Annotated in this window: 16 protein-coding genes; 6 read left to right on the forward strand and 10 right to left on the reverse strand. The window is 69.0% G+C overall.

Translation table 11 applies throughout. The features are described 5' to 3' along the window. Positions 1-5 precede the first annotated feature (5 nt). A complete protein-coding gene (locus tag ACX80L_RS08385; RefSeq protein WP_459288981.1) occupies positions 6-713 on the reverse strand; it encodes an MSMEG_4193 family putative phosphomutase in 708 nt (235 codons plus the stop codon). 216 nt (positions 714-929) lie between these two features. On the opposite strand from ACX80L_RS08385, the gene ACX80L_RS08390 reads away from it, so the two are divergent. Beyond that, the gene (locus ACX80L_RS08390; protein ID WP_459288983.1) at positions 930-2012 is read left to right on the forward strand and encodes a TerC family protein; all 1083 of its coding nucleotides are present in this window, start codon (positions 930-932) and stop codon (positions 2010-2012) included. 44 nt (positions 2013-2056) lie between these two features. Here ACX80L_RS08390 and ACX80L_RS08395 read toward each other — a convergent pair whose 3' ends face one another. Then, on the reverse strand, positions 2057-3106 hold the full coding sequence (locus ACX80L_RS08395; protein WP_459288985.1) for a helix-turn-helix transcriptional regulator: 1050 nt from the start codon (positions 3104-3106) through the stop codon (positions 2057-2059). Between the two features lie 104 nt (positions 3107-3210). On the opposite strand from ACX80L_RS08395, the gene ACX80L_RS08400 reads away from it, so the two are divergent. The 4 genes from ACX80L_RS08400 to ACX80L_RS08415 all read left to right on the forward strand — a co-directional run bounded on the left by ACX80L_RS08400 (position 3211) and on the right by ACX80L_RS08415 (position 7502). Continuing rightward, positions 3211-3675 (forward strand): VOC family protein, encoded by a 465-nt coding sequence (locus ACX80L_RS08400; protein ID WP_459288987.1) that lies wholly within the window; start codon positions 3211-3213, stop codon positions 3673-3675. 134 nt (positions 3676-3809) lie between these two features. Beyond that, entirely contained in the window at positions 3810-5309 is a 1500-nt protein-coding gene (locus tag ACX80L_RS08405) for a GntP family permease (RefSeq protein WP_459288988.1), read from the forward strand. A 10-nt stretch (positions 5310-5319) separates the two neighbouring features. Further along, positions 5320-6567: a CaiB/BaiF CoA transferase family protein gene (locus ACX80L_RS08410; RefSeq protein ID WP_459288990.1), complete on the forward strand. Its 1248-nt coding sequence runs from the start codon at positions 5320-5322 to the stop codon at positions 6565-6567. Beyond that, entirely contained in the window at positions 6564-7502 is a 939-nt protein-coding gene (locus ACX80L_RS08415) for a beta/alpha barrel domain-containing protein (protein WP_459288992.1), read from the forward strand. The genes ACX80L_RS08410 and ACX80L_RS08415 overlap by 4 nt, the downstream gene beginning before the upstream one ends. On the opposite strand, the gene ACX80L_RS08420 is transcribed toward ACX80L_RS08415, so the two are convergent. The 8 genes from ACX80L_RS08420 to ACX80L_RS08455 form a co-directional block, all read right to left on the reverse strand. Beyond that, a complete protein-coding gene (locus ACX80L_RS08420; RefSeq protein WP_133080179.1) occupies positions 7499-8305 on the reverse strand; it encodes an IclR family transcriptional regulator domain-containing protein in 807 nt (268 codons plus the stop codon). The two genes, ACX80L_RS08415 and ACX80L_RS08420, sit on opposite strands and share 4 nt — an antisense overlap. A 37-nt stretch (positions 8306-8342) precedes the next feature. Then, positions 8343-8768 carry a VOC family protein gene (locus ACX80L_RS08425; RefSeq protein ID WP_459288994.1) on the reverse strand — a complete coding sequence of 142 codons (426 nt, stop codon included), beginning with the start codon at positions 8766-8768 and terminating at the stop codon, positions 8343-8345. Positions 8769-8908: 140 nt separating this feature from the next. Beyond that, on the reverse strand, positions 8909-9883 hold the full coding sequence (locus ACX80L_RS08430) for a class I mannose-6-phosphate isomerase (protein ID WP_459288997.1): 975 nt from the start codon (positions 9881-9883) through the stop codon (positions 8909-8911). Next, on the reverse strand, positions 9880-11079 hold the full coding sequence (locus tag ACX80L_RS08435) for an ADP-dependent glucokinase/phosphofructokinase (RefSeq protein WP_459289001.1): 1200 nt from the start codon (positions 11077-11079) through the stop codon (positions 9880-9882). Before ACX80L_RS08435 ends, ACX80L_RS08430 begins: the two co-directional genes overlap by 4 nt. 43 nt (positions 11080-11122) lie before the next feature. Then, on the reverse strand, positions 11123-11986 hold the full coding sequence (locus ACX80L_RS08440; RefSeq protein ID WP_133080183.1) for a ketose-bisphosphate aldolase: 864 nt from the start codon (positions 11984-11986) through the stop codon (positions 11123-11125). A gap of 55 nt (positions 11987-12041) precedes the next feature. Beyond that, positions 12042-12887, reverse strand: coding sequence for an ABC transporter permease subunit (locus ACX80L_RS08445; protein ID WP_133080184.1), 846 nt, complete (start codon positions 12885-12887; stop codon positions 12042-12044). A 1-nt stretch (position 12888) separates the two neighbouring features. Then, entirely contained in the window at positions 12889-13818 is a 930-nt protein-coding gene (locus tag ACX80L_RS08450; RefSeq protein ID WP_133080185.1) for a carbohydrate ABC transporter permease, read from the reverse strand. 69 nt (positions 13819-13887) lie between these two features. After that, on the reverse strand, positions 13888-15168 hold the full coding sequence (locus tag ACX80L_RS08455; protein WP_133080186.1) for an extracellular solute-binding protein: 1281 nt from the start codon (positions 15166-15168) through the stop codon (positions 13888-13890). A 234-nt stretch (positions 15169-15402) separates the two neighbouring features. Here ACX80L_RS08455 and ACX80L_RS08460 point away from each other — a divergent pair, with 234 nt between their 5' ends. Beyond that, positions 15403-16218: a DeoR family transcriptional regulator gene (locus ACX80L_RS08460; RefSeq protein ID WP_133080187.1), complete on the forward strand. Its 816-nt coding sequence runs from the start codon at positions 15403-15405 to the stop codon at positions 16216-16218. The last annotated feature ends 19 nt before the right edge of the window (positions 16219-16237 follow it).

Below are 16237 nucleotides of genomic sequence, written 5' to 3' on the forward strand. Positions count from 1 at the left end.
CTACCTTAGGCTCCTGCGGTCGGGGGAGTCGTGTGCCCTGCGCCACCGCCCACCGGCGCATCACCGGAGGGGGCGGCGGCCGACAGCCACGACAGGTCCCCGGCGTCGGTGTTGGTAGCGAGGACGGTCGGTCGGCTCGAGCCGTACTGCACGATCGAGACGGAGGCCGGGCCGACGTGGATGCGCTGGAACAGGTCGAGGTGCGTGCCGAGCGCGTCGGCCAGGACCGACTTGATGATGTCGCCGTGACTCACCGCCACCCACACGGCACCCGGCCCGAACTCCGCCTCGAAGGCAGCATCGTGGCGGCGGATCGCCGCCACCGACCGGGCCTGCATCGCGGCCATGGACTCGCCGCCGGGGAACGTGACGGCGGACGGCTGCGACTGCACCACCGGCCACAGCGCCTCGGTGGCGAGGTCGGCCAACATGCGGCCCTGCCACTGGCCGTAGTCACACTCGGTGATCCCGTCGTCGACCGGCGCGTGCGGGGTGCCGGTCTGCCGGTCGAGGATGAACTGCGCAGTTTGCCGGCACCGCTCGAGGGGACTGGACACCACCCCGACGACGGGCACGGCCGCGAGCCGCGTACCCGTCGCGGCCGCCTGGTCGCGGCCGATCTCGTCGAGGCTGACGCCGTCGGCCCGCCCGGCCAGCAGTCCGGACGCGTTTGCTGTGGTGCGGCCGTGCCGCACGAGGAGAACCGTGGCCATCCACCCAGCCTAACCATCCGGCCGACAGATCCGGAGGTGGGAATCCTGCAGGGCGCACGTGCGTTAGGCTTTTTGTATCAAGGGGAGTACTCCCGTCTGTGATCGGCCCGTCAATACGGATGCACCGCTGCATTCCGGGCCGATCGGTTCCGGTTCCGACCGGGCGGAGGAGACCTTGGCGCCTATGTCCGACGCCTACCCTTTGGAGTACCCCTCATGCAGGTCACACCCCTGATCTGGTTGATCACCATTGCCGTGACGATCCTCTTCTTCGTCTACGAGTTCTTCGCGCACGTGCGCAAACCCCACGAACCGACCATCGGCGAGTCCGCGCGCTGGTCCGCCTTCTACATCGGCCTGGCCCTGCTCTTCGGCGTCGGGATCGGCGTTCTGTCCGGCTGGACGTTCGGCGGCGAGTACTTCGCCGGCTACCTGACGGAGAAGGCCTTGTCCATCGACAACCTCTTCGTCTTCCTCATCGTGATGACCGGCTTCGCCGTCCCCAAGAAGTACCAGCAGAAGGTGCTGATGATCGGCATCATCATCGCCCTGATCCTCCGCGGCGCATTCATCGCCATCGGCGCAGGACTGATCGAGAACTTCTCCTGGGTCTTCTACATCTTCGGCGCCCTGCTGCTTTTCCTGGCCTACAAGCAGGCGTTCGGCAGCCACGACTCCAACCCCGCCGACGGCAAGTTCATGCAGCTCGTCCGTCGCGTCCTGCCCGTCACGGACGAGTACCACGAGGACAAGCTCACCGTGAAGAAGGGTGGCACGCGCTTCGTCACCCCGATGCTGCTCACCATCATCGCGATCGGCTTCGTGGACCTCATCTTCGCCGTCGACTCCATCCCCGCGATCTACGGCCTGACCAACGAGGCGTACATCGTCTTCACCGCCAACGCGTTCGCCCTCATGGGCCTGCGCCAGCTGTTCTTCCTCATCGGCGGGTTGCTCGAACGCCTGGTCTACCTGGCCCAGGGCCTCGCCGTCATCCTCGCGTTCATCGGCGTGAAGCTCGTCTTCCACGCCCTGCACGTCAACGAGCTGTCCTTCATCAACGGCGGACAGCCGCTCCTCTGGGTCCCCGAGATCCCCATCTGGTTCTCGCTGCTGTTCATCGGCGCGACGATCGCCGTCGCCACCGTCGCGAGCCTGCTCAAGACCAGGGGCGACGACGGCCGGAACGACCGCCACCACGTGGGCGGCGGGCAGGTCACCGCCGCCGAGCCGGAGGGCCGCGCGGGGGATCCCGACGCCGACGAGACGACGAGCTCGACGGCGGGCGCCTCGAAGTAGCTGCCCGAGCGGTAGCCGCAGGACCGACGATCGACCCCGGCCGCCTAGGTGGCGGTCGGGGTCGATCGCCGCTCGCCCGCCAGGAGTGCCCATCCGCCGTCCTGTGCGGAGAAGGCAGCCGCCGTCGTGGTGTTGCGTACCGCGAGGTGCGCGAAGGCCTCGGCCAGTTCCGGCGGATGGACGACGTCGACGTCGGTGTCGAAGCGGTTCAGGGAGGCGGCGAGGGCCACCCATGACCAGGCCCCCGCCGTCAGGCCGCACCGGTCGGTGCCGAGATCCTCGACGGTGCCGTCGCCGGCGAACGGGAGCACCTCGGACGCCGGGCGGTGCAGGATCACCGTCCCGGTGCACGGCCATCGATCGTCCTGCGCGGAGCCCTTGAAGCGCGCCACGACGAACCCGGCGACGTCGTCGCCGGGAACCTGCCGAGCCGTGAACCGGGGACCCGAGGGGCTGCGGGCATCGATCCGGTCCGCGCGGAAGATACGCCAGTCGTTCCGGTCGAGGTCCCAGGCCACCAGGTACCAGCGCCCCTGCGCGGCGACGAGATGGTGCGGCTCCGCCCTGCGGGGAGGCGTGGGACCGACGCCGTCGGAGGGTCTTCCGCCGGCGTAGTCGAAGCGCAGCACGGTGCGGGCCCGGATGGCGGCGGAGAGGGTGATGAGCACCTCCGGTAACACGGTTCTCCGCGCCAGGTCGCCGGGGAGAGCGGGGAGCGCAGTGACGTCCAAAGCGTCGAGGCGGTGCCGCAGCCGGGAGGGCAGGACCTGCCGCACGGTGGCTAGGGCGCGGCTCGCCGCCTCCCCGATCCCCACTCCGGAGGCGGGCACCGTCTGCAACGCCACGGCCAGGGCGATGACCTGGTCGTCGTCGAACAGGAGAGGGGGTACCTCATCGCCGGCGTCGAGCCTGTATCCGCCGTCGGGGCCCATCGTGGCGCGGATGGTGTAGCCCATCTCGCGCAGTCGGTCGACGTCGCGCCGCACCGTCCGATGGCTGATCTCCAGGCGCTCCGCCAGCAGGGACCCCGGCCAGTCCCGCCGCATCTGCAGCAGGGACAGCAGCTGCAACAGGCGCGAGGCGGTTGTCGTCATGCCTCCGATCCTAGGTCCGGTGTAGGACCGGAACCGTCCTACATGCCTGAGAGAGTCGGGGATGCCGGGGAGAGCCCCGGCATCCGACCTCACGAGGAGCAGTAATGAGCATCACCACCACCACCCACCTGAACTTCCGCGGCGACGCCCGGGCAGCCCTGGACTTCTACCGGTCCGTCTTCGGCGGCCACGTCATGATCGCGACGTACGGCGACTTCGGCATGCCCGCAGGACTCCCCGGTGCGGACGACGTCGTCTTCGGTCAGGTCGAGACCGAGGACGGGTTCCGCGTCATGGCGTACGACATCCCAGGACAGTCGGGCGGTCCGGCGGACACCGCGGGGTCGACCCGGCGCGAGAACGGCACCACGATCACCGATCAGCCGTTCTTCGTCTCCGTCCGCGGCACCGACCTCGACGACGTGCAGGACTACTGGTCCAGGCTCTCCGTCGCGGCAACCGTCATCGAACCCCTGGCTGCCTCCGCATGGAGCCCTGGATTCGGCATGCTGACGGACAGCTTCGGCGTGACCTGGATCCTCGACGTCGCCCCTTCCGCCGGGGAGTAGTGCTGGTTGTCCGCGCTGCGGCGCGGACAACCAGCGGGATCCGCCGTGCTGTCCGCCGCCGACGACGATGATTCGCAATCTGCCCAGCCCGCGTCGATGTTGTTTGACTCACATTATGAGCGCATGTTCAGATTGTGAGTAGCAATCAGCCGACATCGGCCTTCAACGACGAAGCGGGACTCATGGCAGACTGGCAGATCCTCTCGATCACGGCGGTGGCGATCATCGCCATCGTGTTCCTGATCCTCAAATTACGGGTCAACCCGGCGCTCTCCCTGGTGATCGGAGCAGCCGGCCTCGGCCTCGCCACCGGCCTGGGGGCCACGGGCACGACGGACACGATCATGCAGGGCTTCGGCGACATCATGTTCGAGGTCGGGCTCCTCATCGCCTGGGGTGTCCTCATGGGCGCGATCCTCAACGAGATGGGCGCCATCAACAAACTCGTCGAGCGGTTGATGAAGGTCTTCGGGCCGAAGGGCATCCCGTACGCGCTGGGCCTGACGCTGGGCACCATGCTGCAGTCGATCTTCCTCGACGTGCTGCTGGTCATGAGCGCACCCCTGGCGCGGCGGATCGCCCCGAAGCTCGGCAAGTTTGGAACGGCGAGGATGGCCACCGCCATGGCCATCAGCCTCGAGTGCGGCATCGTCCTCATGGTCCCGGGCGTCGCGACCGTCGCGCTGGCCGGCCTGCTGGGCGTCCCCCTGGGCAGCATGCTCATCTTCGGCCTGCTCGTCATCATCCCGACGATCCTCGTCTCGATCTTCATCATGGACTTCTTCATCCAGCGCGGTTTCTGGAACGTGGAGAAGGACCAGGAACCGGTGGAGGAGGCGCAGGACCTCGGTGCCGACGGCCTCGCCCCCGGCGGCGCGCCCGTCGCGCCGTCGGACGATCCGGCGGCGGTCCTGCCCGCCTCGGACCCGCGGAGCCGCGTCGGCCTGCTCCCCTACGACGTGCGGACCCGCACGGCGAGGGGGCCGAAGGAGGCGAGCCTGCTCGTCATGTTCGGTCCCATGCTCCTGTCCCTCGTCCTCATCGGCGGCGGCGCCCTGGCCGGGATGGCCGGCTTCACGTCCCCCGTCACCGACTTCCTCTCCACCCCGGTCATCGCGCTCCTGATCGGCCTGCTCGGCACCAGCTTCGTCGCCCGCCGCACCATCGGCACCAAGCGCGTCGAGGAAGCCGTCGTCGGCGGTTTCCGTGAGTCCGGGCAGATCCTGATCCTCACCGGCGCCGGTGGCGCGCTCGCCGCCGTCGTCGCCGCGAGCGGCATGGGTGATGTCCTGGGCGGCTACTTCTCCGCCTCGTCCGTGGCCCCGCTGCTCGTGGTGTGGGGCATCGCGGCCCTGCTCCATGTGGCTGTCGGGTCGGTTTCCATCTCCGCGATCACCGCGGCCGGGCTCCTGGCGCCCGTCGCACCGACGCTGGGACTCGACCCGGTCCTCATCGCGCTGGCCGCCGGCGCAGGATCGCTGTTCTTCGTCCACGTCACGTCCAACACCTTCTGGCTGCTGCAGTCCATGCTCGGCCAGACCACGCGGGGGACCTTCAAGACCTGCTCCATCGGCGTCTCCGTCGCGTCCGTGGTGGCGCTCGGGTTCACCCTGATCCTCAGTCTCTTCCTCTAGAAAGGGCACCGTGACTACCACTGACCAGGTTGCGCCGCTGAAAGGCATCCGCGTCCTCGAACTCGGCAACTACATCGCGGCGCCCACCGCCGGCCGGCTGCTCGCCGACTTCGGCGCCGAGGTGATCAAGATCGAACGCCCGCGCACCGGCGACGAGCTACGGAACTGGCGGCTGGGCTCGGGGACCACGTCCATGCTGTACCGGACCATCAACCGGAACAAGAAGTCGATGGTCGTGGACCTCCGCACCGACGAGGGCCGGCGCTGCATCCTCGACCTCGTGGGGCAGTGCGACATCGTGCTCGAGAACTTCCGCCCGGGCACCCTCGAGAAGTGGGGCCTCGGCCCGGCGGAGCTCGACGCGGCAAAACCGGGGATCATCGTCACCAGGATCTCCGCCTTCGGGCAGACAGGCCCGATGTCCTCCCGGCCCGGCTTCGCTGCCGTGGCCGAGGCCTACGGCGGCTTCCGCCACCTCGTGGGTGACCCGGACCGGCCGCCGGTCCGCGTCGGCGTCTCGATCGGCGACTCGATCGCCGGCCTCTACGCGGCATTCGGGTCCGTCATGGCCCTCTTCGCCCGCGAGCGGGACTCGGGCGTCCAGCGGCCGCCCCTCGACCACCGCATCATCGACGTGGCACTCAACGAGGCGATGCTGTCCGTGATGGAATCACTGGTCCCGGACTACAGCGCCTACGGCCTCCAGCGGGAACGCACCGGCGGGCGGATGGAGGGCATCGCGCCGTCGAACGCCTACCTCTGCTCCGACGGCGGGAGCATCGTCGTCGCGGGGAACGGCGACAGCATCTTCAAGCGCTACATGCAGATCATCGGGCGTCCCGATCTCGCCGACGATCCCGGGCTGGAGAGCAACGCCCAGCGCTGGGCGCGGCGCGACGAGCTCGACGCCGCGATCGGCGAATGGTCCCGCCGGCACACCGCCGCCGAGGCCCTCGCGCTCCTCGACCAGGCCGGGGTTCCCTCCGGGCCCATCTACACGGCCGGGGATATCGTCGACGACGAGCAGTACCGGGCCCGCAACATGGTCCAGCACCTCGACGTCTCCGACGGGGAGAGGACCCTGCCGGGCGTCGCCTTCCCGGGCATCACGCCCGTCATCGGCGGGGCGTCGCTGCCCATCCGCAACCTCGGCCCCGACCTCGGCGCCGACACCCACGACATCCTCGTCGGCCTGCTCGGCAGGACGCCCGAGCAGGCCGGCGACTTCATCGCCCGCACGGAACTGGAGACCGTATGAACACCCCCGACTCCCGCGCAGTCCTCCGCGACGTGACCCTCCGCGACGGCCTGCAGCTCACCGGCGGCATCCTCCCCACGGCCCGGAAGGCGGAGATCGTCCGCGAGCTCCTGGCCACCGGCGTGACCGCCATCGAGGTGGGCTCGATGGCCCGGCCGGACCTCGTGCCGTCGATGGCCAACACCGTCGAACTCCTCGAGCTGCTGACCCCGGCGGAACGGGCGTACTGCCACGTATGGGTCGCCACCCCGGGCAACGTCCGCCGGGCGCTCGCGGCCGGCGCGCTGCACCTGCAGTACTGCCTCAGCGTCACCGACGCACACAACCTCGCGAACATCGGGCGCACCACCGAGGCGAGCATGGACGCCCTGCCCGAGGCGGTCGGGCTCGCGCACGCCGCCGGGGCGACCATCCAGCTGTGCCTGGCCACCTCCTTCACGTGCCCCTTCGAGGGCGACGTCGACCCGCAGCGCGTCCTCGACCTGGTGCGCGATCCCCGCGCCGAGGGCACCGACGGCGTCGTCATCTGCGACACGCTGGGGCAAGCCTCTCCCGGCGAGGTCGGTTCCCTGATCGGGAAGGTCCGCGACACGGGCCGTTTCGAGGAGATCGTGTTCCACGGGCACGACACCTGGGGGATGGGGGTGGCCAACGCCCTGGCGGCGACCGACGCCGGCGCGACCATGATCGACGGCGCCCTCGGCGGGCTGGGCGGCTGCCCGTTCGCACCGGGCGCCTCGGGAAACACGGCCACCGAGGACCTGCTCTTCGCGCTCCGCCCGGCCTGGCTGACACCGGACACGTTCGCCGCACTCGTCCGCCTCGGCGAGGGAGTCACCGCCGAGGTCGGCGAGGCGAGCCGCTCCAAGGCGGCCCAGGGAGCGCGCTCGGAGGCCAAGGCGTTCGCGTGGGTCCTGCCGAAGGACGCCGCCTAGCTGCCGCCGCCCGGCGACGGCCGCTGTGCCTCGCCGGGATGCCTGCCCCCGAGCATCCTCGTGATCTGTTCGGCGGCGGCCAGGAGGTCCTCCACCCACTGCTCGCACACCTCGAGGGGCATCCGGAGGGTCGGCCCCATCACGGTGACGGCGCCGACGAGATCCCCCTGGGAGTCGAACACGGGGGCTGACAGGCCGCTCGCCCCCGACTGCCGCTCGCCCGTGGTGATCGCATAGCCGTCCTCGCGCGCCCGGTCGACGGCGGCCCGGAGGGCCCCGCTGTCGGTGATGGTGCTGTCCGTCAACCGGTCCAGCGACTCGGCCTCGATCTCGGCGAGGAGCCCCTCCGTCCACGCCAGGAGCACGCGCCCGGCGGATCCCGCGTGCAGGGGCAGGATCCGGCCCACCTTCATCTCCCGGCGCAGCATGTGGTGCGTCTCGGCCATCGCCACGCACACCCGGTAGTGCATCGAGGACTCGAAGAAGCACGCCGTCTCACCCAGGCGGTCCCGCAGGTCGGTCAGGACCGGCTTCACGATCTCCAGGCGGTCGAGGTCCTGGGTGGCCGGAGCGGCCCAGAAGGACATCTTGAGTCCCACCCGGTACTGGTCGCCCACCCGGTCGAGGAAGCCGTTGGCCACCAGGTTCCCCACGAGGCGCTGCACCGTGGACGTCGGGAGCCCGGTCGCCTCCCTGATGTCGGTCAGGCTCAGTTCCGGGCGGCGCAGCGAGAAGGCATCGAGGATGTCGCTGATCTTCTTCAGGACCAGCAGTGGCGCGGACGAGGACGCGGGGGAGACCATCCCCCCATTCTAGGGAGACGATCCGAACCGGCCGGGCTCAGCGTGCGTCGTCCTCCGGCTGCGGCTGGGCCGGCTCGTAGCCGATCAGCCAGTGCAGCCCGTGGCGGTCGACGACCTGCCCGTCCGAGGCACCCCACGGCTTCGGCGCCAGGGGGTCGACGACGGTCCCGCCCTCGGCGAGCCGGTCGAACCACGCGTGCAGGACGGGTGGCTCGGCGGTGCCGAGCAGCGACAGCATCAGCCCCTCGCAGCGCAGGGTCTTCTCGCCTGCCGCGGCATCCGATCCCGCGAGGGCGACGACGCCGTCGAGCACCCCGTGCGCCACCGCGTCCGGCGGCCCGTCCGTCCTGGCGAAGTCCCCGTACGTGAAGAGGGACACCTCACCGCCGAACACCCCCGCGTAGAAACCCAGCGCTTCCCGCGCGGTCCCCGGGAAGCTGATGTAGATCTGTGGTGCAGACATCCTGCGCTCCTCATGCCACGGTGTGGCGTCGCTCCGACCCTACCTTCGTCTAACGCAGGATGGACGGGGCGGGCGGGCAGAATTCATCGCATTCGGGCATCATGCTGCCGGTCAAGCGTCGCCTGCTCTCCGAAGGGCCGTCAGGCGGCAGGCGGCCTCGCCAGCAAGACCTCGCCGGCGCCGTCGAGCAGGACGCCGCCGGCGCCGGCCGGAAGCAGCCAGGTGCTGCCGCGGGGAGCGGGCCGGCCACCGATGCTGACGGCGCCGTCGCTGACGACCAGCACCGCGAAGCCCGGATCGAGGGGAACCTGCCCCTGAACGGGGACGCGCTCGAGGCGGAAGAAGGCGTCGGCGTCGGGCGGGAACACGGAGCCCATGGGCGGCGCCGTCCGCACGAGGCCCGCGAGCGCTTCGCGGGACACCGCCGTCCGCTGCACGGCCGTCAGGGCGACGTCGAACCCGAGGCCCAGATGGCCGTCGGCCGTGCCGTCGAGCGCGAAGTCCCGCCACTCCAGCAGGATCGAGAGGTCCTCGGGCTGCTGCAGTTCCAGCAGCAGCACCCCGGCGCCGATCGCGTGCAGCACGCCCGGCGGCACCCACACCACATCGCCCGGCGCGACGTCGACCTCGTGCAGCAGTCCGAGGAGCGCCTCGACGTCCTGCGCCTCGACGAGGGAGGCGAGTTCCGCTTCGCCGACATCCCGCGTGAGCCCGAGGTGCACCGTGCCACCCTGCAGGATGTACCAGGCCTCGGCCTTGCCGTGGCCGTGCCCGAGCTGCCGGGCGGCGAAGGCGTCGTCGGGGTGGGCATGCACGGGCAGGCGCTGGCCGGCGTCGAGCAGTTTGACCAGCAGCCGGACGTCACTGCCCCAGCGGACTGCGTGCTCCCTCCCGAGCCAGTACTCGGGATCCGACGAGACGGCGTCGCGCAGGTGCGTGCCGTCCGCCAGGTGGGTGAGCCCGAGGTCTACCTCGCCGAAGATCGTGGTCGTCGAGCCGATCCAGTCCTCCGGCTCGAACTCGGCGGCGGACGGCTCGCCGCGGAAGGCGGAGATGCGCGCACCACCGCGGTAGAAGCGCTCCGGCGGCCGGTTCGATGGCAGCCGCTCGATCATGGCTGCGGCTCCCGGACCGGGGCGTGAACCACCAGGAAGCCACCCACGAAGCTGTCACCCAGCCCGATCGTCGTCGGCGTCATGGTGTCGATCCGGAAGGCGGGCACGCCCACCGAGCCCGGGATCATCCGCTCCACGCCGTCCACCACGTCCTCGCCCCGCACGCTGTGCGAGAGGAGCGCCGTCGCCTCGAAGTCGGCCGCCGTGAAACCGTCGCCCAGCCGGAAGCGCGTGGCCGCCATCTGCACGGCGTTCGCGACGGCGTCGCGGTGCCGGCCTGCGGCGGGTCCGACGGCGATGGCCCAGTGCTGCGTATGCACCAGCAGCGCCGGCACCGGGATGAGGCTGTGCACCTCGAGGAGGGCCGCGGCGACGTCCCTATCGTTCAGCAGGTCCACGGGACGCGCCACGTACTCCTGCAGCTCGTCCTCGTTCATGCCGTACACGTCGATGCGCGGCAGCAGGTGGGCCCAGATCCGCTCGGCGAAACGCCGCACGTAGAAGCCCGCGTCCTCGTAGTAGACGAGCGCGTCGGACGGCAGGCGGTCCATCGCCGCGTCGAGCTCGGTGAGGCGCCGCTCCAGGAGGCCCTCGTCCTGCATGGTGTTGAAGCCCGAGACCAGCAGGGCCGCGGCGTCCTCGAGCGCTTCCCCCAGCTCCGGCGCGATCGCCATGCTGCGGTTCGGCGGATCGTTCGCGAAGATCAGCCGGTTCGACGACGGCGACACGATCTCCCCGTCGTCGAGCCGGATGACCGTCCCGGCGGGGTACTGCACGATCAGGTGCGGATCGAGGGTGTCCTCCGTCGCGGAACTGACGTAGGACATCGATCCCGGCAGCAGCCGGCGCACGTTGTCGTCGATGCTGACGAGGTGCTGGACGCTCGGGATCCCCAGGCGGTCGAGCGCGATGCCCGCCCGCACCCCGGTGCCACCGAGCGTGATCTCCGTGGCGAAGCGTTCCGAGAAGTCCTTGACCACGTCGGAGGAGACCACGAAGCGCTCGCCGCCGGCGCCGTCCCGGACGAAGGCGAGGATGGTCACCACCAGCGACCGCTCGTCGACGATCGGTGCCATGGTGGTGAGCTCCGCCCCGCGGATGCCGAACCGCGAGGCCAGGGCTTCGACGACCGCCGCATCCCAGCGCACCTCGTAGTCGACGGTTCCGCCGAGCCCGAGCACGAGCGTGGTTCCCATGGCGCCGATCCCCTTCCCGTTCTCCGTCGCGTGGTCGCAGTCCTCAGTACAGTTTGGCCTTGCCGTCCGCGCCGAACAGTTCGATCTTCTCCGCGGCGGTGACCTTCAGCGCCGCGATGGCCTCGGGCTGGATGGCGTTCGGCTCGCGCAGGCGCTCGTCGGTCCCGAGGATCCGCCGCATGGCGTTGTGGTAGGAGACCTTGATGTCGCTCGAGATGTTGATCTTGTTGATGCCGAGGCTCACGGCGCGCGCCAGCTCGCTGTCGGGGTTCGCGGAGCCGCCGTGGAGGACGAGCGGGATGCCGACGGCCGCCTTGATCTCCTCGAGGAGGTCGTGGCGCAGCTCGGGGTTCTTCTCCGCCGGGTAGAGGCCGTGGGAGGTGCCGATCGCGATGGCGAGGCTGTCCACGCCGGTCTCCTTCACGAAGCGCACGGCGTCGTCGGTGTTCGTGTAGATGATCTCCGCGGCGCCGGACTCCCCGTAGCTGTCATTGGCTCCGATGGTGCCGAGCTCACCCTCCACCTGGATGCCGACGGCGTGCGCCGCCTCGACGACCTTGCGGGTCAGCGCGACGTTCTCGTCGAAGGGCAGCAGGGAGGCGTCGATCATGACCGAGGTGAAGCCGGCCTGGATGGCGGTGATCATCTGCTCGTAGGTTCCGCCGTGGTCCCAGTGAATGGCCACGGGGACGCTGGAGCGGTGGGCGCGGCTGCGCATCGCGGCGATCAGGTCGGTGGTGATGTGGGAGACCTCGTCCGGGTGGATCGCGATGATGACCGGGGCCTCCTTCTCCTCACTGATGTCCATGACGCCGTTGAACATGGCCCAGTCGCTGATGTTGAAGGCGGGGATGGCGAAGTTGTGTTCGTTGGCGATGTCGAGGATGGACTTACCGGTGTACAGCACAGTGATTCTCCTTGATAGATGACGTGCGCGGGATGGATCGGACGGGGGACAGGGGTCAGCTCTTGACCGAACCGGCCGTGAGGCCGCTGATGAAGTAGCGCTGGAGCACCAGGAAGAGGATCAGCACCGGGATGGACCCGAGGATGCTCATCGCCATGATCTGGTTCCACTCGTAGGAGTGCTGCCCCATGAGGAGCTGGATCCCGATGGGCACGGTGCGCATCTCGGTGGTCCGGGTGAGGGTCAGTGCGAAGAGGTACTCGTTCCACGCGATCATGAAGGTGTAGATGCCGACCGAGACGATGCCCGGCACCGAGATGGGCACGAGGACCCGCCAGAGGGCGGTGAGCGAGCCGGCGCCGTCCACGCGGACGGCCTCGTCGAGTTCGCGCGGCAGGGTGTTCAGGTAGCCGGTCATCATGATGATGGCGTAGGGCAGCGTGAACACCATGTAGGTGAGGATCAGGCCGGGGTAGGTGTTGTACAGGCCGAGCCCGACGACGAGCCCGAAGTACGGGATCAGCAGCGTGATCGGCGGGACGGCCTGGACGCTGATGATGACGACGTTCAGCACCCGCTTGCCGCGGAACTCGAAGCGGCTGAACGCGTAGGCGGCGTGGATCGCGACCAGCAGCGTCAGGATGGTCACCGCGCCGGCCACGAGGTAGCTGTTGAAGAAGAACCGGAGCGTCTCGGAGTCGGTGAGGATCGCCGCGTAGGCGTCGAACGAGAACGAACCGGTGATCAGCCGCGGCGGGAGCTCGAAGATCTCCGTGTTCGACTTGAACGAGCTCGAGAGCATCCAGAGGACGGGCCCGGCGGCGAAGACGGCGCCGAGGATGAGTCCTGCCAGCACCCCGGAGCGGGCCAGGCGGGTCCGGCCTTGCGTGGTGAGCGCCATGTCAATCCCTTGCTTTCTGGTGGCGTACGTAGAGCACGGCCAGCACCATCGACAGCAGCAGCACCAGGACGGCGGAGGTCGCCGCGAGCGAGAAGTCGTAGTTGGCGAAGGCGAGCTTGTAGGTGTAGGTGCTGAGCATCTCGGTGACGTCGATCGGCCCGCCGCCGGTGGTCAGCCAGATGAGGGCGAACTGCTGCGAGGTCCAGATGAGGTCGAGCAGCAGCAGGCTGACGATGATCGGGCGGAGCTGCGGGATGGTGACGTTCCAGAAGCGCTGCACGGGGCTCGCGCCGTCGATGCTCGCCGCCTCGTGCAGATCCTGCGGGATGCCCTGCAGGCCCGCGAGCAGGCTGACCATGAAGAACGGGTAGCCGGCCCAGATGTTGATGAACGTCACCGTCCCGAGGGCGAGCTGCGGGGAGGCGAGCCATTCCACGTCGGTGTCCAGCAGGAAGTTCACGATGCCGTTGGGGGACAGGAGCATCCTCCACAGCACTGCGATGACGGCCGCCGTGAACAGCCACGGCAGGACGTACAGGGCCCGGAAGAACGCCCGGGACGGTGCGCTGATGAGGCGGCTGTTGAGCAGCATCGCGAAGGTGAGTCCCAGCACGAGGTGCGCCGCGACGCTGATGAGGCAGAAGTAGAGGGTGTTGCCCGTGGCCTTCCAGAAGCCCGGGTCCGTCAGTACGGTGACGTAGTTGGCGATCCCGGTGAACTCCGAGGACGACTTCAGGATCACGTTGTCCTGGAAGGAGTAGCCGACGACCATCACGATCGGCACGATCATGAGGACGAGCAGCAGGATCAGGGTAGGGGCCAGGAAGCCGTAGGACTCGCCGGCGCGGCGGAGCTGGCGGCGCTTTTTGGGGGGCTGGGCTCCGTTGACCAGGGTCTCGGGGTCTGGAGCGGTGAAGGTGCGGATGCTCATGGGGACGACCTTTGTGGGGGATCGGGCACCGCGTGGGGACAGCGATGCCCGATCCGGTGTGTGGAGGACCTAGAACTCGCCTTCCCATTCCGTCTGCGCCTTCTCGAGCGCCTCGGAAAGGGACTGCTGGCCATCGAGGGCGGACTGCAGCTGGGCACCCAGCTGGCGCATCAGTTCCTCGGCCACGGGCAGGCCGACGAACTCGTTCGCGGGGTAGCCCGCCTGGTAGATGTCGAAGGCCTTCTTGAACAGGTCGTCGTCCTCGACGAACGCGGGCACCGATTCGGTGTTGCCGGGGAAGGCGTTCGCCATGGTGGAGAGCTCGGAGTTGGTCTCCTCGCTCATCAGGAACGAGACCAGCTTCGCGGCCGCGTCCTTGTGCTCGGAGTTCTCGGCGACGCCGATGCCCCAGGAGGCGTAGGGGATGCCGCGCTCGCCCGAGTAGTCGTCGGCTGCCGGCACGGCGGAGATGGAGAAGTTGAGGTCCGGATTGGTCTCGCGGATCAGGTTGATGTGCGCGAGGGAGTCGATCATCATGCCGACGCGGCCGTTGGTGAACTCCTCGACCTTGTCCTGCTCCTTCATGGTGAAGCTGCCGGGGGCGATCACGCCGTCGTCCCAGAGTCCGCCGATGAAGTCGACGGCGGAGGTGACGTCCTCGTTGGTGAGGTCCGGCTGGCCGTCCTTCAGCATGGTGCCGCCCGAGGCCCAGGCCCAGGACATGACGTCGTTCTGCACACCGTTCGGAGCCTCGAGGGAGAGGGGGAGCACCCAGCCGGAGGCGTCGCCGTCGAGGTCGGAGACCTTGCCGGCCGCATCGGCGAACTCGGTGCGGGTCTCCGGGGGTGCTGCCACGCCGGCCTGGGACAGGAGGTCGTCGTTGGTGAACATGGGATAGACGAAGTTCACGACCGGGACCATGTAGGTCTTGTCCTCGACCTTGACCTGGCTCACGAGCTGGCTGTCGTCGAAGCCGGCCTCGTCCAGGAGCGGGGTCAGGTCGGCGATGACACCCTGCTCGGCGAAGTCGCTGACCCAGGCGCCGTCCAGGCCGACGACATCCGGCATGGTCCCGGAGGCGGCTCCCGCGAACAACTGCTCCTTGGTGGAGGCGTAGGGGCCGCTGACGAGGTCGACGGTGATCTCGGGGTTGGCCTCCTCGAACGTGTCGATGAGGGCGCGGAACTCGCCGTCGGGAAGTTCGGGTTCCCACCACTGGGCGAATTCGATGGTGACATCTCCGCCCGCTTCCTCGGCGCCGCTCGAACCGCCTGAACCGCAGCCGGTGAGCGCGACGATCGATACCGCGGTGGTGGCAATGCCCGTGAACAGGGTGACTCGGTTACGCATACGCCGATGGGTGGACATTAGGTCTCCTCGTTGAGATAGTGCAGGATTTCGCTCGCTTATGCTGTTTCTTGCGTCTTTCACCACGAGTGTGCGCCTGCTCCTGCTCCTCCGTCAAGGGTTCCGGGTCGCGATTACGCGTCGAATCGGTATCGGAAGCCCGCTCAAGGCGCCAGAGTCTGCAGTTTAGTGCGGTTATGGTGCATCTTCTGCAGGGCGTGTGTTACGAATGGGTGCATGACTTCGCAGGAACTGCAGCGCTCGCGGCGCCTACCGGCGGGCAGGAAGGCCGATCTGGCCGCCTACGTCGACGAGGTGGGACGGGTGACGGTCGCGGACCTCGCCGCCCATTTCGATGTGTCCATCGACACCATCCGGCGGGACCTCGACCAGCTCGACCGTGAGAACGTCCTGGTCCGTACCCACGGAGGGGCCGTGAGCGCCGCCGAGCGGGCAGGGCGCGACCGGGAGATCGACGTGCGGCTCAGCATGCAGACCGCGGAGAAGGAGGCGATCGCCCAGCTCGCCGTCGAACTGGTGACCGACGGATCGGTGCTGATGATCAATGCGGGCACCACGAGCCTCGCCGTGGCGCGGGCCCTGCGGAACCACCGCAACCTGACCATCGCCACGAACAACCTGCGCATCCCGGCCGAGATCTCGCCGGCGGTGTTCCGGGATCTCTATCTGTTCGGTGGAGCCGTGCGCACCCTGACCCAGGCGACCACGGGTCCCGTGACCCTCAGGATGAACGCGAACACGCCCGAGGTGGACATCCGCTGCGACATCGCGCTCATCGCCGTCGGAGCCGTGGACGCGTCCGGCTACTCGGCGTCGAACCTGGGTGACGCGACGATGATGGCCGACATGGTGCGCCGGGCGGATCGCACCGCCATCCTCGCGGACTCCACCAAGCTCGGCCGCCGGCTGTTCGCGCAGATCGTCCCGCTGGAGGGTGCCGACTACCTGGTGACGGACAAGGCTCCCGACCCCGCGCTCGCGGCGGCGCTCGAGGCGGCGGGGGTGACGGTGCTGGTGCCCGAGGCGGGCTGACTCCCAACCCGCCCCGGTC

The sequence above is a fragment of the Arthrobacter sp. MDT1-48-3 genome (assembly GCF_054511015.1).